The organism is Exiguobacterium sp. RIT452 (assembly GCF_003598705.1).
In the GTDB taxonomy this organism is placed as follows: domain Bacteria; phylum Bacillota; class Bacilli; order Exiguobacteriales; family Exiguobacteriaceae; genus Exiguobacterium_A; species Exiguobacterium_A undae.
On sequence record NZ_QXJB01000002.1, the window covers coordinates 389,479 to 409,067 of the forward strand.

Below are 19,589 nucleotides of genomic sequence, written 5' to 3' on the forward strand. Positions count from 1 at the left end.
TCTTAACGGACACGTTCGATGATGACGCCTGCTTCACGAACGATTTCGTTGATGACATGACTGGCTGCAATCAAACCGCCAACCGACGGAACAAAGGCATTCGAACTTGGCGGCATCTTCGCTTTTCGAATGACGGCTTCGTCATTACCCACCACTTGCCGGACTTCTTCAATGATCTTGACCGGTGGTTCGTCCGAGAAGACGACCGGGACTCCTTTATGAATCCCTTCCTTACGCAGTCGCGTCCGAATGACCTTTGCGAGCGGATCATAGCTTGTATCTTTGATATCAACGATCTTGATTCGCGTCGGATCCATCTTGTTCGCCATCCCCATGCTCGAGATGATCGGAATCTGACGTCGTTTACATTCTTTGATCAAATGAATCTTAAACGAGACCGTATCTGAAGCATCGATGACATAATCCGGATTTTCCGCAAAAAAGGCTTCATATGTCTCTTCATTGTAAAACATCTTCAAACGAACAATCTCGAGGTCGGGATTGATTTGCATCAACCGATCCGCCATTGCATCGACCTTCGGTTGTCCGACTGTCGGCAGCAATGCATGGATTTGACGGTTGACATTCGTGATGTCGATATCGTCTTTATCGACTAGAATCAACCGGCCGACACCACTGCGGGCAAGTGCTTCGGCAGAAAAAGAACCGACTCCGCCAATCCCTAAAATTGCGACAGACTTGGAAGCCAATGCATCAAGTCCGGTCTTTCCGATTGCTAATTCATTACGTGAAAATTGATTTAACATCTCATAACCTCACAATACTCATACTGTTTTACTCGGAATTATATCATAAAAAAAAACGTCATGCGACGTATAGTTCAAACCTTTAAAAAATAAACGATGGGACCCGAAGTGCCGTGTCGATACCTTATTTTTGAACCTGCTGTGCAGGTGGGTGTCTTATCCGATTCCTATTCGTACGTCCTCCTGCTGTGTTACGAGGCATGTACTACTAGTTGGAACGTCAAACTCCCTATCAAAAAAGAGTGGCTCAAAGATAAAAGGCGGCTCTCGTACATCTCAGGAACCCCATCTGTTGCATTTAATATAGCATTCCCCCTATCGAAATGCAACTGGTTCTGCCTTTGAAAATTTGGTCATTTTTCAGTCGTTTCACTTGACATCCAACGGCGGATGAAGGCCCCTGTCGGATCATACTTTTGTTGCTGAAATTCCGGATTGAATTGCGGCGTTCGTGTCGCATTTCCGACTCCGGCGATGTACGCCCAATTCCCGTAATTGGAGGCGACGTCAAAATCGATCAACTGACTTTCAAAATAGCGGGCACCTATGCGCCAGTCTTGTTTTAGGTCATGAATCAAATAACTGGCGGTAATCTGCCGCCCTCGATTCGACATCCAGCCGGTCTCCTTGATTTCCCGCATGAATGCATCCACAAATGGTTCACCCGTCTGTCCGGCAATCCAAGAATCCACGGCTGCTTGATCCGTTTTCCATGTTAGATGACCGTCTCGTAAACCGTTTGATCGAAAAAGCCGGTGACCGGTCTCTCGCATCGTCAAATGGAAAAAATCACGCCAAAGCAGTTCGAAGTATAACCAGTAGGTCGATTCATTGGCACCGTGCTTCCGTTCGGCACGTTGAAGTTCTGCCATGACGCGTCGCGGCGAAAGGGAACCGTTCGCAAGCCAGGCGGATAACTTTGAAGAATCATCGCGGTCGAATCCGTTCCGTGTCTCTTTATAGGTAAAGACGGGTCCTTCCAAATAAGCAGCCAGGCGATTACGCCCTGCCGTTTCTCCTCCCGCAAACGGGAATGCCGTACGGGAATCCAGCTTTTCCTTATCCGGCGGTTCAGCATAACGAATCTCTCCCGGTGCATCCATCGGTTCTTCAAATCGGCCGGACTGTTCCACTCTTTTTCGGAAAGCCGTAAAAACGCGTTTCAGTTCGTCACTCCCGATATCTTCCCGCCGGTGCAGCGTCTGCGTTTCATACATATAGGCTGTGTACTGTTGTAAAACCTGCTGTTCGAGACGCGCTTCATAAAAACCGGTCATCCGGTGAAAGTAGAGGACATCCTCCGGTGCCGTGAAGTGCGAAAGTTGTTCCATCGTCTCGCCTTGCAAAATCGTCAGTTCAATTCCGAGTTGTCCTAAATGATTTCGTAAAGCGTGTAATGTCTCTTGTTCAAAGATGACTTGTTGGCGGCCACGCTGTTCCGTCTCTTGTTGAATAAAAACTGCCCGAACCTTGTCTTGCTCGGCACAGGCCTGTGTTAACGCTTCATGATCGTCGACCCGTAAATCATTTCGATACCAAACGACTCCTGCCATGTCACTCACTCCTTTGTTATCCTTACCCGTACTATCTCAATCTTCTTCCTCTCCGCAAACGATTGATGTGCTGAAAAGGTTTTGATTTTTTGTTTTCGTGGAATATGATTAGTACAACTTACTAAGGAGTGAATCATTTCATGGCTGCTAAAAAAGGGAAACTCAAGACACTCATTACGCTCGCTACGACGGTCGGACCGATCGTCTACAAATTTTATAAAAAACAACAAGCTAAAAAATCAATCAATACACCAAAACGATGAACTAACAGATGAGGGGGCGGATATCAAATCCGCCCCCTCATTTCGTTCTAATCTGATAATTTATCAAAATTTGGCGAGAATACTCCTACTTCTAAACAAAGTGAAAGTGGGAGCTGAATCGCCAGCCTGTTTTTCGGGTATATTCTCTTTGAAGGAGGTGAAAAATGATGTTGAAGCACAAGGCCTACAAATTCAGAATCTATCCCACAAAAGAGCAGGAAATCCTGATCGCGAAGACGATCGGTTGTTCACGATTCGTTTTCAACCACTTCTTAGCGAAGTGGGATGAAATGTACAAGACCACTGGAAAAGGACTGTCCTACGGTTCTTGTTCCAAAGAAATTCCTTTGTTGAAGCAGGAGTTCGACTGGTTGAAGGAAGTTGATAGTACCTCTGTTCAGATCAGCGTCAAACATCTTGCTGATGCGTTTGACCGCTTCTTCAAGAAGCAGAACGAACGCCCTCGTTTCAAGTCGAAGCGGAACCCCGTCCAATCGTATAAGACCAATATTCAAGGGAAATCTCAACTTCCCGAAGCCTCTATCATCGGGAACAAGTTAAAACTTCCGAAGCTGAAATGGGTTCGTTTCTCCTATTCGAAACAGGTCACAGGCCGTATCTTAAATGCCACGATCCGACGCAATGCTTCAGGAAAATACTTCGTCTCCCTGCTCGTCGAGCAGGAAATCCACGAACTGCCGAAGACTGGTTCATCCATCGGTGTCGATGTCGGACTCAAAAACTTCACGATCCTGTCGGACGGCACGGTATACAAGAACGACCGTTACTTTCGAACGCTTGAGAAGAAACTGGCGCGCGAACAGCGTAAGCTCTCCCGCCGTCAACGCATGGCCCTGAACAAGAAAGTCAAGCTTTCCGAGGCGAGAAATTACGAAAAGCAAAAGCGTAAGGTCGCCCGTATCCACGAGAAGATCGCCAACAAGCGGAACGATTTCCTGCACAACGTATCGACCGAGATCGTCAAAAATCACGACATCATCGGTATCGAGACCTTACAGGTGAAGAACATGCAGAAGAACCGCAAGTTGAGCAAGTCCATCTCGGACGTCAGTTGGTCGGAGTTCTTCCGTATGTTGGAGTACAAGGCAGAATGGTACGGGAAGACCATCGTGAAGGTTGGCAAGACCTTTGCTTCGAGCCAACTGTGCTCCAGTTGCGGACATCAACACAAAGACGTGAAAGATCTTGGTTTGCGTGAATGGACATGCCCGAGTTGCGGGATTCACCACGACCGGGATGTGAACGCAGGACTGAATCTTAAACAAGAAGCTGAACGCATCTTAGCTTCTTCAACCGTCGGGACGACGGGGTTAGCCTGATAAATTTTCGACCGGTAGGTCGGATAACTCAGGAATCCTCCACCTCTAAGCGAAGCGTAGGTGGAGGTAGTTCAATTTTTACTTACGCCGGTGCTGCCGGATTCGTAAAAGCGCCACGGATACGCCGTCGCTTCCCCGGCATTCGGGATTCCGATTCGGGTCGTCTGAACGATAGTCTCCGCCTCCCCCACTTCAATCTGAAAGCGTTCATCCCTGTATAAATCCACACCCGAATCTTCTGTCGTCAAACCAAACGCTTGGCACAGCTTAGCCGGACCGTTGACTAAGTTTTTTTGTTCGGCTTTGGTTAACGTTGCGTATGATTTTGCAAATCGGCGTTCGGCGACGAGATCATGTCCGCTGATCACCTCCGCGCCGCGCAGTAATACGGCATACCCTTGACCAATCTCTCCACAGACGATGTTCAGGCAATGGTGCATCCCATACGTGAAATATACATAGAGGTGTCCCGCCGGTCCAAACATCGGTGCGGTCCGTTTCGTCGGTCGCCCACTGTAGGAATGAGCCGCTTGATCATGCGGTCCAAGATACGCTTCGACTTCGACAATCCGCATCGTCACCGCGTTGACCGTCAAGACACTCCCGAGCAAGTCCGGTGCGACGTCGACCGGAGACCGTTCAAAAAAAGACCGTTCCATCTTCATTCCTCCTCTAAAAAAAACAGATTTCCTTCTCTTATGGAAGGAAATCTGTTGCTGTTACGACTGTTTGACTGCCGTCCGAATCGATAGCTCATTTAATTGTGCATCTGAAACCGGACTTGGTGCCGCTGTTAATAAATCACTTGCCGACGCCGTTTTCGGGAAAGCAATCGTATCCCGCAAGTTCGTTCGTCCAGCGAGTAACATGATCAGACGGTCAAGACCTAACGCGATGCCGGCATGCGGCGGCGTTCCATATTCGAACGCTTCCATCAAGAAGCCGAACTGTTCGTTCGCTTCCTCTTCCGTGAATCCAAGTAATTTAAACATCCGCTCTTGGATATCCCGTTCGTAAATCCGCTGTGATCCTCCGCCAAGCTCATACCCGTTCAAGACAAGGTCATAGGCAACGGCTAGTACACTGCCCGGGTCTGTCTCGAGTTTGTCGAGATCTTCCCGGCGCGGCATCGTGAACGGATGGTGGTTTGCATAGAAACGACCGTCCGCTTCTTCAAACGTCACAAGTGGGAAATCCGTCACCCACAGGAAGTTGAAGACCGTTTCGTCAATCAAGCCGAGTTCTTTTCCGAGTTTTTGACGAAGTGCGCCGAGACTATCCGCAACGATTGAGGCTTTTGCTGCCACGAAGACGAGCAGATCGCCCGCTTCCGCCGACGTTGCGTCAACAAGGCGTGCCGTCGCTGCTTCATCAAAGAACTTCGCGATGGGACCGTTCAGTCCGTCTGCCGTTACTTTGACCCAAGCGAGACCTTTCGCGCCATAGATTGCTGTGAACTCTTGTAATTTGTCGATGTCTTTACGTGAGAATTGGTCGGCTGCGCCTTTGACGTTCAACGCTTTGACTTCGCCGCCGGATTCAAGTGCCATGTCGAAGACTTTAAAGCCGGCACCTGTGACCGCTTCCGCCACATCAATCAACTCAAGACCAAACCGTGTATCCGGCTTATCCGAACCGAACCGGCTCATCGCTTCCGCATACGGCATCCGCGGGAACGGTGTCGTAATGTCTTTTCCGAGCGTTTCTTTCATGACACGTGTCATCATCGATTCCATCATCGCATACAAGTCTTCGACATCCATGAAACTTGTTTCGATGTCGACTTGTGTGAATTCCGGTTGACGGTCTGCACGCAAATCTTCATCACGGAAACAACGGGCGATTTGGAAATACCGCTCAAAACCAGATACCATCAGTAACTGTTTAAACAATTGCGGCGATTGCGGCAAGGCGTAAAACTCACCCGGATGAACACGACTTGGTACCAAGTAGTCCCGTGCGCCTTCCGGTGTCGATTTCGTTAAAATCGGTGTCTCGACTTCGAGGAAATCTTGTTCGTCGAGGAAGTTCCGCATGATGTTTGATGCTTTTGAACGCAGACGGAATGTTTCCTGTAGTGATGGACGACGAAGATCCAGATAACGGTATTTCAGACGGAGATCTTCTGATGTCTGTTCCGCTTCTTCACTGATCGGAAACGGCGTCATTTTTGAAGCGTTCAAAATGATGACTTCATCCGCGACGACTTCGACTTGACCTGTCGGAATGTTCAGGTTCGGATTTTCACGTTTGATGACCGTCCCTTTGATGTCGAGCACGTATTCCGAGCGAATCGTTTCTGCCAGACGGTGTGCCTGCTCGTTTTCCGGTTGGAAGACGACTTGGACAATTCCGGTCCGGTCACGTAAGTCGAGGAAAATCAATCCACCGAGGTCACGGCGTTTTTGAACCCACCCTTTTAGTTGAACGGCTTGGCCGATCGTTTCTTCTGTTACGGTTCCGTTCATGTGTGTACGTCCGATCATTGTACTTCCTCCTTTAATTTCGCGACAATCGTGTCGGCGACAGCTGACAGCGGGACATCAATCTGTTCGCCCGTCGACATGTTTTTTAACGCGGCCGCACCACGTTCGACTTCTTCGTCTCCGAGGATGACGGTAAAGCGTGCCTGCATCCGGTCTGCTGCTTTGAATTGCCCTTTGAACTTCCGCCCGAGGTAATCCCGATCCGCAGCAAGTCCTTCCAAACGCATCAATTGAAGCAGGCGGGTCGCTGTTTTTTCGACTTCTTCATTGCCTTGCGCGACGATGAAGACATCGATTGAATCATCGACTTCCGGTAAAACCGCTTCGTTTTCAAGCGCCATCAACAGACGTTCAAGGCCGATGCCAAAACCGATGCCCGGTGTCGCAGGACCGCCAATCTGTTCGACGAGTCCGTTATAACGTCCTCCGCCGCAAAGCGTCGTGATGGCACCGAACCCTTCTGCCTCCGACATGATCTCAAATGATGTGTGGTTGTAGTAATCGAGACCGCGGACGAGTGTCGGGTCAATCACGTACTCGATGCCAAGTGCATCTAAGTGGAGCAAGACTTGATCGAAATACGCTTTCGAAGCCGGATTCAGGAAATCGAGAATCGACGGTGCCGTCGCCATGCTCGGATGATTGCGGTCAACCTTACAATCGAGAACACGGAGCGGGTTGGCTTCGAGACGGTTTTGACAGTCTTGGCACAACTCGTGAGCAACCGGCTTGAAGTGATTGACCAACGCTTCGCGGTGCGCGGCGCGGCTTTCACTGTCTCCGAGTGAGTTGATGACAAGCTTCAATTTTTTTAAGCCGAATGATTGGTAGATGCTCATCGCTAAACTGATGACTTCTGCATCGATTGCCGGCTCTTCACTGCCAAGCGCTTCGACGCCGTATTGGTGCAACTGACGGAAACGACCGGCTTGCGGACGTTCATAACGGAACATCGGTCCGATATAAAACAGTTTGACCGGCTGATTCGGTGAACCGTACAGTTTGTTTGTCACGAATGACCGAACGACGGCAGCTGTTCCTTCCGGACGGAGCGTAAACTGTTCCTTGCCGCGTTTTTCGAGCATGAACATCTCTTTTTGAACGATGTCTGTCGTCTCACCGACACCTCGTTTGAACAGTTCTGTCTCTTCAAAGATTGGTGTCCGGATTTCCTTGTAGTTGTATCGTTTACTGATCTCCCGCAATTGGTTTTCAATATACTGCCAACGTTCGACTGTACCCGGAAGCACATCAAACGTTCCGCGTGGTAATTTCATCCTAATTCCTCCTTTTGAATACAAAAAAAGCCCTCGTCCGCAAAGGGACGAGAACTTGAAGATCCCGTGGTACCACCCTGGTTGCTGAAAAATCTCAGCCACTCGGTGCAGTTAACGCCTGCTTACGATTTTCCCTACTCTATACATTTCAGGAAAATACCTCAGAAGGGTCTTTCATCTAGTTCGCCTGATCACCCTTCCAGCCAAGGGGCGACTCTCTAAGCAGCCGAGATCTAAATTACTCTTCTTCGTCATCGGTTCTATAATCGTTCTGTTATCCCTTATATTGCCTCGTTCGAAAGATCCTGTCAAGACTTTGGTTACTTTTCTAAAATCAAGGTCACCGGTCCATCATTGACGAGCGCAACATCCATCATTGCGCCGAACTGTCCGGTTTCGACCGTAATCCCTTGTGTGCGCAGACGCGTGTTAAAGGCTTCATACAATTCATTCGCAAGATCCGGTTTCGCCGCTTCCGTAAAGGCGGGACGGCGTCCTTTTTTAACATCTCCGTACAGGGTGAACTGAGAAACGGACAAAATCTGACCGTCCACATCTTGGAGCGACCGGTTCATCCGCTCTTCCTCATCTTCGAACACCCGTAGTCCGGCAATCTTATCCGCCAACCAATTGACTTGCTCCAGCGTATCTTCATGCGTGACCCCGACGAGTAAAAGAAATCCTTGATCGATTTGACCGGTAATCGCTCCTTCGACCGTCACGCTTGCTTCTTTGACCCGTTGTAATACGACTCGCATTCTTATCCGCTCCTTATGTCATCATGACGCGATGCACGGCATACACGTCTGATATCTGTTTAATCCGGTCAACCACTTTCTGCAGGTGATTGACGTTATCGATCGCAATCGTCATCGAAATTTTCGCCTGTTTGCTGTCGTCCCCTTTACCGCTGACAGCCACGATATTCGTATTCATCGCGGACACGGATTGGAGGACATCGTTTAACAAACCGGCCCGGTCAAAACCGGAAATCTCGATTTCGACGTTATAGCTTTTAACCGTCTTGCCTTCGTGCTCCCACTCGACTTCAAGCAATCGTTCTGGGTTTTGTTCATGAATGACGTTTAAACAATCTGACCGGTGAATCGAGACACCGCGTCCGCGGGTGATGTAGCCGACGATGTCGTCTCCCGGTACCGGATTGCAACACCGGCTCATCCGGACCAACATGTTGTCGATCCCTTTGACACGGACACCTTCCGGATTTTGTTTTTTCGGTCGGTCAAACGTCTTCATTTCACTGATGGCTTCGTTTAGTTCAAGGTTTTTTGACTCTTTGTCTTTGCGCAATTTTTCCGTCAATTTATGCGCGACTTGGGCAGCGGTCAGGCCGTGATATCCGACGGCAGCATACATATCTTCTTCTTGACCGAAGTTGAACTTCCGTGTAACGTCTTCGAGTGTCTTTTCGTTGATGACATCCTTTGGTTCAAAGCCAAGTTTTTTTACTTCCGCCTCAATCAGTTCCCGACCTTTCGAGACGTTTTCTTCCCGTTGTTGTCGTTTGAACCACTGGCGGATTTTATTTTTCGCCTGACTCGATACACAAATCTTGAGCCAATCCTTACTTGGTCCATAACTGTGTTTTGACGTGACGATTTCAATGATATCACCGGTCTTCAGTTTGTAATCGATCGGCACCATCCGTCCGTTCACTTTCGCTCCGATTGTCCGGTGTCCGATTTCTGTATGGATCCGGTAGGCATAATCAATCGGCACCGATCCTTTCGGCAATTCGATGACGTCACCTTTTGGTGTAAAGACGTACAGCATATCGCTGAAGAAGTCGACTTTGACCGACTCCATGAATTCTTCCGCATCGGCGGTATCTTTTTGTAACTCCAGAATTTCACGGAAGTGGGCGATTTTATCTTCGAAACCGGACTTCGCTTCCTGCTCTTTTCCTTCTTTGTAAGCCCAGTGTGCGGCAATTCCGTACTCGGCGATGAAATGCATATCGCGTGTCCGAATTTGCACTTCAAGCGGTTCACCTTTCGGCCCGATGACCGTTGTATGCAACGACTGGTACATGTTCGGTTTAGGCATCGCGATGTAGTCCTTGAAGCGTCCCGGCATCGGTTTGTATTGGGTGTGAATGATTCCGAGAACCGCGTAACAATCCTTGATGGAGTCGACGATGATGCGCACGGCCATCAAATCATAGATTTCGCTGAATTCTTTTTTCGAATTCTGCATCTTGTTGTAGATCGAGTAGATATGTTTCGGACGACCATCCACCTCGGCCGCAATCTCGACTTCTTCAAGCACTTCGTTGACTTCATCGATGACAGACGTGACGAGCGCTTCGCGTTCCGTCCGCTTTTGTTTCATCATCGAGACAATCCGGTAGTATTGTTGCGGATTGATGTAACGCAGGCTGATGTCTTCGAGTTCCCATTTAATTGTCGAAATCCCGAGTCGATGCGCGAGCGGCGCAAAGATTTCAAGCGTTTCTTCTGCTTTTTGGACTTGTTTCTCTTTGACCATATGTTGAAGCGTCCGCATGTTGTGCAGGCGGTCGGCTAACTTGATCAAAATCACACGGATGTCTTCCGCCATCGCAATAAACATTTTCCGGTGATTTTCTGCCAACTCTTCTCGTTTGGACTTGTATTTGATCTTCCCGAGTTTCGTCACGCCATCGACCAGCATCGCGACATCTGCTCCGAACCGTTCCGTGAGTTCTTCCAGCGTAATGTCGGTGTCTTCGACGACATCATGAAGAAGAGCGGCAACAATCGTCGTCGCGTCCAGCCCGATATCTACCAGTATCCCAGCCACTTGAACCGGGTGAATGATATAAGGTTCACCCGATCGACGAAATTGTCCTTCATGCTCGTCTTTTGCGAATTGATAGGCACGTTCGATATCTTTTACCTCTGCCTCCGTCATGTACTCCGCACATCGAGCGAGAAGGTCTTCTACATTTACGATTTGTTTATTTGTCATCCCTTATCCTCACCCAGTCCCCGGGATTGATTACGCTGAATCCCTAATTATATATACCTTCTATTATCGTGAAATTTTGATAATATGTCAAAATAAAAAGAAATACCCCCCCGACTACAACCGAGAGGATATCTACTATGGATTAATCTGCGTAACGAATCAAGGACAAGATATCGTATCCTTCTAACTTCTCACGACCGCCTAAACCGTCCAACTCAATCAAGAATCCGATTCCGGCAACCGTTCCACCGAGTTGTTCAATCATCTTGATTGTCGCTTCGATTGTTCCACCCGTTGCGAGTAAATCATCGAGAATGACGACACGTTGTCCAGGTTGGATCGCATCGTGGTGCATCGTCAAGACATCTTTTCCGTACTCAAGACCATACTCGACACGGACTGTCTCACGTGGTAATTTTCCTTCTTTGCGGACAGGAACGAATCCGATTTCCATCGCATAAGCCGCGGGACATCCAACGACGAATCCACGTGCTTCCGGACCTGCGATGACGTCTGCGCCCTGCTTACGGGCGTAGTCGATCAACGCATCGACGGACTGCTTGTACGCAGGACCGTTTTGCATCAGGGATGTGATATCTTTAAAACTGATTCCTTCTTTCGGCCAGTTTTCAACCTCTTTTATATGCTGTTTGAACTCCATGTCATTTCCTCCTGCTTCGCCGCTTCTACCAAAGTATCAAAACGCTCTTTCAACTGAGCGAGTGACGAATAAATGTATTGTTGCTCGAGACGTTGACGTTCCTCATGACGTTTGTACGTCGCAGCTTCCGTCAAATCCCGTTTTTCAGCATTCGGGTTCACACCCGGCAGCCCGTCCTCCATTGTAACAAGAAAATCAAGTTCCGAAAACACTGAATGCATAAAGTTAATCGAACGTTTTGACCATTTTCGGGTTTTCGACAAACGAACCAGCCCGATCCGCAGTTCTTCCCGCGGACATTTCGCAAAATAATTGAAGTAATGTTTGAAGTCTTCCCGCGAAGGAATCGTCTCGAAATAATAGCCTTCATCTTTGAAAGCACAGTAGATCCGTTCCGCTTCTTTCAAGTAGGGCAGGAAGGCCGATTCTTCTTCCGGTAAGTCCAAGAAGACGATATTTGCTCGAATTGGTCCGTTCAAATGACGTTCCGCATACTTGGCTTTTGTCTCTTGCGTAAAGGCCACGAATGTCGTCTCTTCTGATGGCAAGGCAAACACGTCCGTCAATGGTTTTTTTCCGCCGCGATAATCAAACAATTGAACGTCAGCAACCGCTAAATCCTGAATCATCAGCTGTGGTTTTCGGAAACCGTTCCACTCATTGATGTTTAAACTTCCCATCAAGGAAACGTCTGCCAGCGACGAAATCTCATCCACCGCATCACCAAAACCGAATCCGATTCCGTCCAGTTCCGTTTTCCCGTCCGTCACAAGAACTTTTAAGTGCGTCAGGTCCCGTCCGATTCGTTTCAAGTCACGAATGCTGGCGCCTTCGACGACGACGCGTGGTGACGGGTTCCCCATTCCAAATGGCGCAAGTCGTCCCATCTCCTCGATCAAGCCAATCGAAATATCGGAGACATTCAGGCGTAAATCGATTTCAACCGTTCCGATGAACGCTTCGTCCGGTAAGTCGGCTGCTTGGGCATTCAATCGTTCCCGTAACAGAGCGACATCGTCCGATGAAAGTGTCATTCCGGCTGCAGCCGGGTGTCCTCCGAAATGCGGGAGAATATCCGAACAGACGGTCAATTCCGCAAATAGATCAAAGGCGGCAATCGATCGACCGGACCCTTTCGCCGTACCTTTTTCCGCATCATGACATAACAGGATGACCGGCCGGTGGTACTTCTCGACGAGTCGTGAAGCGACGATACCGACGACTCCCGGATTCCAGTGGGCTGCATCGACGACCAACACCCGATCGGCCAAGTAATGCTGTTCCACTAATTCGATTGCTTCTTCTGCAATTTTCTTCACGATATCCTGCCGTTGTTTATTTTGTTGATCCAGTTGTTCCGCCAACAGACTGGCTTCTTCGAGTGTGTCCGCGAGCAACATCTCGAGCGCCGGCATCGCCGAATCGAGGCGACCCGCTGCATTGATCCTTGGACCAAATGCAAAACCAACCGACTCCTCCGTCAACTCGTCTTCGACGAGGCTGCAGACTTTCCGTAATGCTAAGATACCGGGACGTTCACTGGCGTTTAAGGCTTCGATACCTTTTGCCGCAAGCAACCGGTTTTCCCCGACCAACGGAACCAGATCGGCAATCGTTCCGAGGACAGCCAGATCCAGCAGTTCCTCCGGCACCCGCCCGAGCAAGGCATGGGCAACCTTGAAGGCGACACCGGCACCGGCCAGTTTCGAATACGGATAGTTTGGATCAACACCGGGATGAATCATCGCAAAGGCATCCGGTAAGACGTCTTTTGCTTCATGGTGATCGGTGATGATCAAATCGACTCCGAGTTCTTTTAAGACAGTTGCTTCATCAATACCGGAGATGCCGCAGTCGACCGTAATGATCAAACTGAAGCCTTCCTCTGCTGCCCAGCGGAAAGCCGCCTCGTTTGGTCCGTAACCTTCCGTAAACCGATTCGGGATATAACATTCCGCCATCGCTCCGATTTCAACCAACGCATGCCAGAGAATGGCCGCGGAACTGACACCGTCGACGTCGTAATCGCCGTAAATTAAAATCATTTCTCCCGCATCCGCCGCTTGCTGAATCCGGGTCACAACCTTGTTCATATCTTGAAACAGGAACGGATCATGAAAATCCAGCTGGTCCGTTGCTAAAAAGGCACTGGCTTGCTCTGCTGTATCGAACCCGCGTTGGACAAGCAAATGCGCCACATGCTTCGAGACCGCTACCTGTTCGGCTATCTCGTCTATTTTGAGCGGATCGACTTCTTTATCGATCCATGTTTTCTTTGAATGATACATCTAACCCCTCCAATCAACTTCATCATTATAAAACAAAACCCGCGTTAGCGATAGCTAACGCGGATCTGATTACGAAGCTTGTTTGGAAGACTTGAGTGTCCGCCCTTTCATCACGAGCCACAATTGAGCGGCGATGAAGATCGACGAATACATTCCCATGAACAAACCGACGAGCAAGGCGAGACTGAAGCCTCGGATCGCTTCACTGCCGAAAATATACAGGGCAGCGGCCGTCATGATGACGGTCACGACAGTATTGATCGAACGAATAATCGTTTGTTGAATCGACTCATTGACGATATGCGACAGTTCACTGAACGTGACTTGACGCCCGCCTTTTTCCGCCAGTCCAAGATTTTCCCGGACCCGGTCAAACGTAACAATCGTATCGTTAACCGAATACCCGATGATTGTCAGAACAGCGGCGATGAAGTACAGGTTGACTTCAATCTGGAACAGCGAGAAGAACGCGATGATCATCAAAGCATCATGAAGCAATGCCAATACTGTTGCAATTCCGTACAACGGTTGGAAACGGAATGAGACATAGATGACGATCCCGAGCGAAGCCAGCAAGACGGCATAAATGGCGTTGCGGGCAATTTCCTGACCGACTTGTGCCGATACCGTCGAGATGCTCGGTTCCTTGCCGTACTCGGCTTCAATGACTTGTTTCATTTCAGCAATTTGCTCTTGACTGAATTCACCGACGAATGTGACGTTCGCGAGTGTTCCGCCTTGGGCAAACTGTACGCCATTGATTTCCTCCGCATCGATACCGGCATCTTCAATGACGGACCGGACGTCCGCTTCTTTGATCGTGTTCTCAGAAGCAATCTCGACCCGTGTACCTTCCGTAAAGTCGATCCCAAGGTTTAACCCGCGGAACGCAAGCAACAGAACCGAAATCAACACTAAGGCGATCGTAATCGTAAAGTAGATTTTCCGGTGTTTTATATAATCAAATTTCGTTGGATTAAAGTTCACGAATTTCACTCTCCTTTACGCCAAACCAGGTTTTCTTCTTATCAAACCATCTGCTGCTGACGAGAAGTTGCATCAAGTAACGGGAGATGAAAACATTCGTGACGAACGTAACGGCGATTGAGACCATCAACATGATCGCAAAGCCTTTGACGGTGCTCGTCCCGAAGTAATACAACACGCCTGCCGAAATCAACGTCGTTAAGTTCGCGTCAAGAATCGTTCCGAATGAACGACGATTTCCGGCTTTAAACGCCGACAAGACCGATTTCCCACTGCGAAGTTCATCTTTAATCCGTTCTGCCGTGATGATATTGGCATCTACCGCCATCCCGACACCCAGTACGAGAGCCGCGATTCCCGGTAAGGTCAGAACCGCATTGATTCCGTTAAAGAAGATCATGACGAGATAAATATAGAACAGTAACGTGATGATCGACACGAAACCCGATACCCGGTAAAACAACAGCATGAACACGAAGACGGCTGCGACACCGATCATCGAGGCGAACAACGTCTGATCAAGTGCGTCTTGACCAAAAGCGGCCGAGACGGACGTCGAGTAGATTTCATCAAGCTTAACCGGAAGTGCCCCGGCATTTAGGATCGACGACAGTTGTTTGCCGTATTCTGCTGTGATATCGCCACCTGAGATGATCGCTTTATCCGAATTGATCGGCTGTTGGACCGACGCATCGGAGACGATTTTCGAATTTTCTTTTTGAATCTCTTTTTCGTACGTATCGCCTTTTTCATAATCCAGCCAGATGACAAGACGATTTGCTGGTGGTTGCATTTGCGACACTTGTTGTGTCACTTCATAGAACTTTTCTTTTGATTTCATCGTCAGTTCGACGAGCGGCGCGTTGGTTTGCGGATCATATCCGACTTTCGCCCCTTTGGCCTTCAAATCCGATCCATCAAGTAACACTTTGTCGTTGATGTCGCGGAACGACAATTCAGCCGTCGAAGATAAAATCTGACGTGCCTCACTCTGGTTTTTGACGCCGGCTAATTGAACACGAATCCGGTTGTCTCCTTCGATCCGGATATCCGGTTCCGAAACACCCAACACGTTGACCCGGTTTTCGATTGCCGTCAGCGTCGCGCTCATCGCATTGGCATCGATGACGTCGCCTTCTTTCAGCGGTTGTACTTCATACAAGACCTCAAAGCCGCCCTTTAAATCCAAACCTAGCTTCGTATCTTTCAGGAGCCAAGTCGATGTCGTACCGATCAGTATGAGCAGTGCGGCAACGATGATAAAGAACGTGGCCAGTTTTCCCTTCTTAATCATGCTACATTGTCCTTTCTCTCAATCCCAGTATATTTTCAGACAACTTTCTTATCCTATCCTAGCTTACATAAGAACTGGTAATTATAGCAATCGTTTTTCTCGTATAAAAACAGAAAAGACGCTCCCGAATTCGGAAAGCGTCTGTTTCTAGCCTTATTCGACGATTTCGTCGTCCATGACAGTCGTTGATTTTTTCGTAACTTCTGCGACCGCACTACGGTTAAACGTCAATTGCGCGTTACCCGATTTCAATGTGACCGTTGTCTCATCAACTTTTTGTACGACCCCATGAAGGCCACCGATCGTCACGATCGAGTCACCGCGTGATAACTGGGTTTGCATCTCACGCACTTGCTTCTGGCGTTTGTTCTGTGGACGAATCAACAAGAAATAAAACACCACGAAGATCAAGATCATCGGGAGGAATGTCAATAATTGTTGCATCTGAGTCAGCTCCTTTTCATTCAAATCACGTTCATTATACCGTAAAAAGAATAGAATTGTCAGACCATTTATCAGAAATTCTTCGCGTTCGGCAAATTATAGCCGTATTCTTCAAAGAATTCGTCTTTAAAATCAAGCAGACGATCTTCACGAATCGCTTGACGAACGCCTTCCATCAACTTGACGAGGAAGTGAAGATTGTGTGTCGAACAGAGGTGCAGACCAAATGTTTCTTGCGCCCGGATCAAGTGGTGAATGTAAGCACGTGAGTAATTCTTACACGCATAGCAATCACATTTTTCGTCGAGCGGACGGAAATCACGGGCATATTTGGCATTTCGGACGACGAGACGTCCGCTTGATGTCATCAAGGTCCCGTTTCGTGCAATCCGTGTCGGTAAGACACAGTCGAACATATCAATCCCGCGAATCGCACCTTCGATCAAGGCATCCGGTGAACCGACTCCCATCAAGTAACGCGGTTTGTCTTCCGGCATGAGGGGTGTCGTAAAATCAAGTGCGCGGTACATGACGTCTTTCGGTTCTCCAACCGACAATCCACCAACGGCATAGCCCGGGAAATCAAGCGACGCGAGGTCACGTGCACTCTGACGGCGTAAATCTTCATACTCGCCACCTTGGATGATGCCGAACAACGCTTGATCTTGCGGACGTTCGTGTGCAGCAAGGCAACGTTCCGCCCAACGGCTTGTCCGTTCGACAGACGCTTTCATGTATTCATGAGAAGCCGGGAACGGCGGACATTCGTCAAACGCCATCATGATGTCCGAACCGAGGGCGTTCTGAATCTCCATCGCTTTTTCCGGTGACAGGAACAACTTATCGCCGTTCAAGTGATTGCGGAAATGGACGCCTTCTTCCGTGATGTTACGTAAATCGGCGAGCGAAAAGACTTGGAAACCACCGGAATCGGTTAAAATCGCCCCGTCCCAGTTCATGAATTTGTGCAGTCCGCCGGCTTCTTTAATGACATCGTGGCCAGGACGGACCCAGAGATGGTACGTGTTCGAAAGGATGATGTTGGCATTCATATCCTTGATTTGTTCCGGTGCCATCGTCTTGACCGTCGCTTGTGTTCCGACCGGCATGAAGACGGGTGTCTCGAAACTACCGTGCGGCGTATGGACGATTCCTAACCGCGCACCGGATTGTTTACAGGTTTTGATGTGTTCGTAAGTTACAGCATGTTTTGTCATCGGTTTAATTCCTCTCTCGTTAAGAACATTGCGTCTCCGAAACTAAAGAATCGGTATCCTTGCGCAACGGCTTCTTCATAAGCATGTAAGATGTGTTCGCGTGTCGACAACGCGGATACGAGCATGATCAATGTCGACTTGGGTAAGTGGAAGTTCGTGATCAATCCGTCAATTCCTTTGATCTCTTGACCGGGATAGATGAAAATATCCGTCCAACCGGAGGCTTCGACGAAATCACCATGATCCCGAATGACGGTCTCGAGTGTCCGCGTCGATGTCGTTCCGACAGCGATGATCCGGCCGCCGTTCTTACGGGTGTCCCGTAAAATTTGTGCCGACGATTCCGGCAACTCATAGTATTCACTGTGCATCTTGTGGCTGTCGACATCATCGACCGAAACCGGTCGGAACGTGCCGAGTCCGACGTGCAGGGTTAATGGCGCGAGCTTGACCCCTTTGTCCGTCAACGCTTGCAACAATTCCGGCGTAAAGTGAAGTCCTGCTGTCGGGGCTGCTGCACTCCCCCGTTCCCGGGCATAGACCGTCTGATAACGGTCCTGGTCTTCCAATTGTTCATGGATGTACGGTGGCAACGGCATCGTTCCCAACTGATCGAGTACTTCGTAAAAGATCCCTGTATAGGAAAACTTCAAGATCCGTCCGCCGTCCTCGAGGGCTTCCATACATTCTGCCCGCAGTAAACCGTCGCCAAATGACAGCACGGTTCCCGGTTTGACTCGTTTTGCCGGTTTCGCGAGGGTCTCCCAGACATCATCACTCGTCTGTTTGAGCAACAACAGTTCAATTTTACCACCCGTCTCTTCCTTGACGCCGAACAAACGGGCCGGCAAGACTTTTGTATCGTTGATGACAAGCGTATCTCCGGCGTTGAAGTGTGACACGATATCATGGAACTTCTCATGACGGAGAGCCCCCGTCTCCCGGTTGATGACCATCAATTTCGAACTGGTCCGGTCGAGCAACGGGACTTGGGCAATCTGTTCTTCTGGTAAATGAAAATCAAATAAATTTACATCCATCTTTAATTTCCTTCTTTCAATCCTAAATGTTGCCGTGCAAACGGCGTCAAGACACGTCCGCGTGGTGTCCGTTGTAAAAATCCCTGTTGAAGCAAATACGGTTCGTAGACGTCTTCAATCGTCTGCGCATCCTCACCGATTGTCGCAGCAATCGTCTCAAGACCCACCGGACCACCTGCAAACCGTTCGGCAAGCGAACGTAATAACCGGTGATCAACATCATCAAGTCCGAGCGCGTCGACATGCAGGCGATCAAGCGCACTCGTTGCAAGTGTCGCGTCAATTGCGGTTTGATGAGCGACCTGAGCAAAATCACGGACCCGCCGTAAAAGACGGTTCGCGACACGGGGTGTCCCACGTGAGCGGAGTGCAATCGCTTCTGCTGCCATCCGGTCCGCTTCAAAACCAAACAAGCGGGACGTCCGCGTGACGATGGCTGACAATTCCGGCATCGTATAATACTCGAGTTTCAGCGTCACACCGAAACGGTCACGCAGCGGTGCCGACAACATACCGGCCCGCGTCGTTGCGCCGACGAGCGTAAACGGTGGTAAATCAATCCGGACGCTTCGTGCCAGTTCACCTTGACCGATGACGATGTCGAGACAGTAGTCTTCCATCGCCGGATATAAAATTTCTTCAATCGAGCGGCTCAGACGGTGAATCTCATCGATGAACAAGACATCTCCCGGTTCAAGCGAGGAGAGAATGGCTGCCAAATCTCCCGGACGCTCAATCGCCGGTCCGGCTGTCGTCTTGATCCCGACACCCATCTCATTGGCGATGATGGTCGCAAGCGTCGTCTTCCCAAGTCCCGGCGGACCATATAACAACACGTGATCCAGCGTTTCCTGACGGATTTTTGCCGCTTGGATGAAGACACTCAAATTGCCCTTCGCCTTTTCTTGACCGATGTACTGATCCAGCGTCTGCGGACGCAAACTCCACTCTTCTTGATCTTCTGCGTGGGCAGATTCTGACAAAATACGCTCTTCCATATCC

General features: G+C 49.2%; 15 protein-coding genes, 1 other RNA gene, 1 pseudogene and 1 other annotated feature. Of the genes and pseudogenes, 2 read left to right on the forward strand and 15 right to left on the reverse strand.

All coding sequences use genetic code 11. The annotated features are described in order from the left end of the window. Nucleotides 1-2: 2 nt before the first annotated feature. The 3 genes from D3D03_RS07505 to D3D03_RS07515 all read right to left on the reverse strand — a co-directional run bounded on the left by D3D03_RS07505 (nucleotide 3) and on the right by D3D03_RS07515 (nucleotide 2,320). The gene (locus D3D03_RS07505; RefSeq protein WP_026832449.1) at nucleotides 3-767 is read right to left on the reverse strand and encodes a tRNA threonylcarbamoyladenosine dehydratase; all 765 of its coding nucleotides are present in this window, start codon (nucleotides 765-767) and stop codon (nucleotides 3-5) included. A gap of 96 nt (nucleotides 768-863) precedes the next feature. Continuing rightward, nucleotides 864-1,053: non-coding RNA, 6S RNA (ssrS, locus tag D3D03_RS07510), on the reverse strand. A 67-nt stretch (nucleotides 1,054-1,120) separates the two neighbouring features. Next, nucleotides 1,121-2,320 carry a DASH family cryptochrome gene (locus D3D03_RS07515; protein WP_119923248.1) on the reverse strand — a complete coding sequence of 400 codons (1,200 nt, stop codon included), beginning with the start codon at nucleotides 2,318-2,320 and terminating at the stop codon, nucleotides 1,121-1,123. 140 nt (nucleotides 2,321-2,460) lie between these two features. Here D3D03_RS07515 and D3D03_RS16965 point away from each other — a divergent pair, with 140 nt between their 5' ends. Both D3D03_RS16965 and tnpB read left to right on the forward strand, forming a co-directional pair. Then, a complete protein-coding gene (locus D3D03_RS16965) occupies nucleotides 2,461-2,583 on the forward strand; it encodes a hypothetical protein (protein ID WP_255415516.1) in 123 nt (40 codons plus the stop codon). Nucleotides 2,584-2,750: 167 nt separating this feature from the next. Further along, on the forward strand, nucleotides 2,751-3,923 hold the full coding sequence (gene tnpB / locus D3D03_RS07520; protein ID WP_119923384.1) for an IS200/IS605 family element RNA-guided endonuclease TnpB: 1,173 nt from the start codon (nucleotides 2,751-2,753) through the stop codon (nucleotides 3,921-3,923). A gap of 71 nt (nucleotides 3,924-3,994) precedes the next feature. Here tnpB and D3D03_RS07525 read toward each other — a convergent pair whose 3' ends face one another. The 12 genes and pseudogenes from D3D03_RS07525 to ruvB form a co-directional block, all read right to left on the reverse strand. After that, entirely contained in the window at nucleotides 3,995-4,582 is a 588-nt protein-coding gene (locus D3D03_RS07525; RefSeq protein WP_119923249.1) for a DNA-3-methyladenine glycosylase, read from the reverse strand. A 60-nt stretch (nucleotides 4,583-4,642) separates the two neighbouring features. Then, entirely contained in the window at nucleotides 4,643-6,409 is a 1,767-nt protein-coding gene (aspS, locus tag D3D03_RS07530; RefSeq protein ID WP_119923250.1) for an aspartate--tRNA ligase, read from the reverse strand. After that, on the reverse strand, nucleotides 6,406-7,686 hold the full coding sequence (hisS, locus tag D3D03_RS07535; RefSeq protein ID WP_119923251.1) for a histidine--tRNA ligase: 1,281 nt from the start codon (nucleotides 7,684-7,686) through the stop codon (nucleotides 6,406-6,408). The genes aspS and hisS overlap by 4 nt, the downstream gene beginning before the upstream one ends. Before the next feature lie 40 nt (nucleotides 7,687-7,726). Further along, nucleotides 7,727-7,950 (reverse strand) — a binding site (T-box leader). A gap of 56 nt (nucleotides 7,951-8,006) precedes the next feature. Continuing rightward, entirely contained in the window at nucleotides 8,007-8,444 is a 438-nt protein-coding gene (gene dtd, locus D3D03_RS07540) for a D-aminoacyl-tRNA deacylase (protein ID WP_119923252.1), read from the reverse strand. Between the two features lie 13 nt (nucleotides 8,445-8,457). Continuing rightward, nucleotides 8,458-10,656, reverse strand: coding sequence for a RelA/SpoT family protein (locus D3D03_RS07545; RefSeq protein ID WP_026832443.1), 2,199 nt, complete (start codon nucleotides 10,654-10,656; stop codon nucleotides 8,458-8,460). Nucleotides 10,657-10,798: 142 nt separating this feature from the next. Continuing rightward, entirely contained in the window at nucleotides 10,799-11,317 is a 519-nt protein-coding gene (locus tag D3D03_RS07550; RefSeq protein ID WP_012370959.1) for an adenine phosphoribosyltransferase, read from the reverse strand. After that, entirely contained in the window at nucleotides 11,296-13,605 is a 2,310-nt protein-coding gene (gene recJ, locus D3D03_RS07555) for a single-stranded-DNA-specific exonuclease RecJ (RefSeq protein WP_119923253.1), read from the reverse strand. Before recJ ends, D3D03_RS07550 begins: the two co-directional genes overlap by 22 nt. 69 nt (nucleotides 13,606-13,674) lie before the next feature. Then, nucleotides 13,675-15,886: pseudogene (gene secD / locus D3D03_RS16995) on the reverse strand (protein translocase subunit SecD). 153 nt (nucleotides 15,887-16,039) lie between these two features. Further along, nucleotides 16,040-16,330 (reverse strand): preprotein translocase subunit YajC, encoded by a 291-nt coding sequence (gene yajC, locus D3D03_RS07570; RefSeq protein ID WP_014970891.1) that lies wholly within the window; start codon nucleotides 16,328-16,330, stop codon nucleotides 16,040-16,042. A 71-nt stretch (nucleotides 16,331-16,401) separates the two neighbouring features. Then, a complete protein-coding gene (gene tgt, locus D3D03_RS07575) occupies nucleotides 16,402-17,547 on the reverse strand; it encodes a tRNA guanosine(34) transglycosylase Tgt (protein ID WP_014970892.1) in 1,146 nt (381 codons plus the stop codon). Next, nucleotides 17,544-18,587, reverse strand: coding sequence for a tRNA preQ1(34) S-adenosylmethionine ribosyltransferase-isomerase QueA (queA, locus tag D3D03_RS07580; protein WP_028105928.1), 1,044 nt, complete (start codon nucleotides 18,585-18,587; stop codon nucleotides 17,544-17,546). The genes tgt and queA overlap by 4 nt, the downstream gene beginning before the upstream one ends. A 2-nt stretch (nucleotides 18,588-18,589) precedes the next feature. Further along, nucleotides 18,590-19,585 carry a Holliday junction branch migration DNA helicase RuvB gene (ruvB, locus tag D3D03_RS07585; protein ID WP_026832440.1) on the reverse strand — a complete coding sequence of 332 codons (996 nt, stop codon included), beginning with the start codon at nucleotides 19,583-19,585 and terminating at the stop codon, nucleotides 18,590-18,592. Nucleotides 19,586-19,589: the final 4 nt, after the last annotated feature.

Coding starts and splice junctions, on each gene's coding strand:
- queA (WP_028105928.1), bottom strand. CDS start 18,587: ATGGATGTAAATTTATTTGATTTTCATTTACCAGAAGAACAGATTGCC.
- yajC (WP_014970891.1), bottom strand. CDS start 16,330: ATGCAACAATTATTGACATTCCTCCCGATGATCTTGATCTTCGTGGTG.
- tgt (WP_014970892.1), bottom strand. CDS start 17,547: ATGACAAAACATGCTGTAACTTACGAACACATCAAAACCTGTAAACAA.
- D3D03_RS07515 (WP_119923248.1), bottom strand. CDS start 2,320: ATGGCAGGAGTCGTTTGGTATCGAAATGATTTACGGGTCGACGATCAT.
- recJ (WP_119923253.1), bottom strand. CDS start 13,605: ATGTATCATTCAAAGAAAACATGGATCGATAAAGAAGTCGATCCGCTC.
- aspS (WP_119923250.1), bottom strand. CDS start 6,409: ATGATCGGACGTACACACATGAACGGAACCGTAACAGAAGAAACGATC.
- D3D03_RS07550 (WP_012370959.1), bottom strand. CDS start 11,317: ATGGAGTTCAAACAGCATATAAAAGAGGTTGAAAACTGGCCGAAAGAA.
- ruvB (WP_026832440.1), bottom strand. CDS start 19,585: ATGGAAGAGCGTATTTTGTCAGAATCTGCCCACGCAGAAGATCAAGAA.
- D3D03_RS07505 (WP_026832449.1), bottom strand. CDS start 767: ATGTTAAATCAATTTTCACGTAATGAATTAGCAATCGGAAAGACCGGA.
- D3D03_RS07545 (WP_026832443.1), bottom strand. CDS start 10,656: ATGACAAATAAACAAATCGTAAATGTAGAAGACCTTCTCGCTCGATGT.
- hisS (WP_119923251.1), bottom strand. CDS start 7,686: ATGAAATTACCACGCGGAACGTTTGATGTGCTTCCGGGTACAGTCGAA.
- dtd (WP_119923252.1), bottom strand. CDS start 8,444: ATGCGAGTCGTATTACAACGGGTCAAAGAAGCAAGCGTGACGGTCGAA.
- D3D03_RS16965 (WP_255415516.1), top strand. CDS start 2,461: ATGGCTGCTAAAAAAGGGAAACTCAAGACACTCATTACGCTCGCTACG.
- tnpB (WP_119923384.1), top strand. CDS start 2,751: ATGTTGAAGCACAAGGCCTACAAATTCAGAATCTATCCCACAAAAGAG.
- D3D03_RS07525 (WP_119923249.1), bottom strand. CDS start 4,582: ATGGAACGGTCTTTTTTTGAACGGTCTCCGGTCGACGTCGCACCGGAC.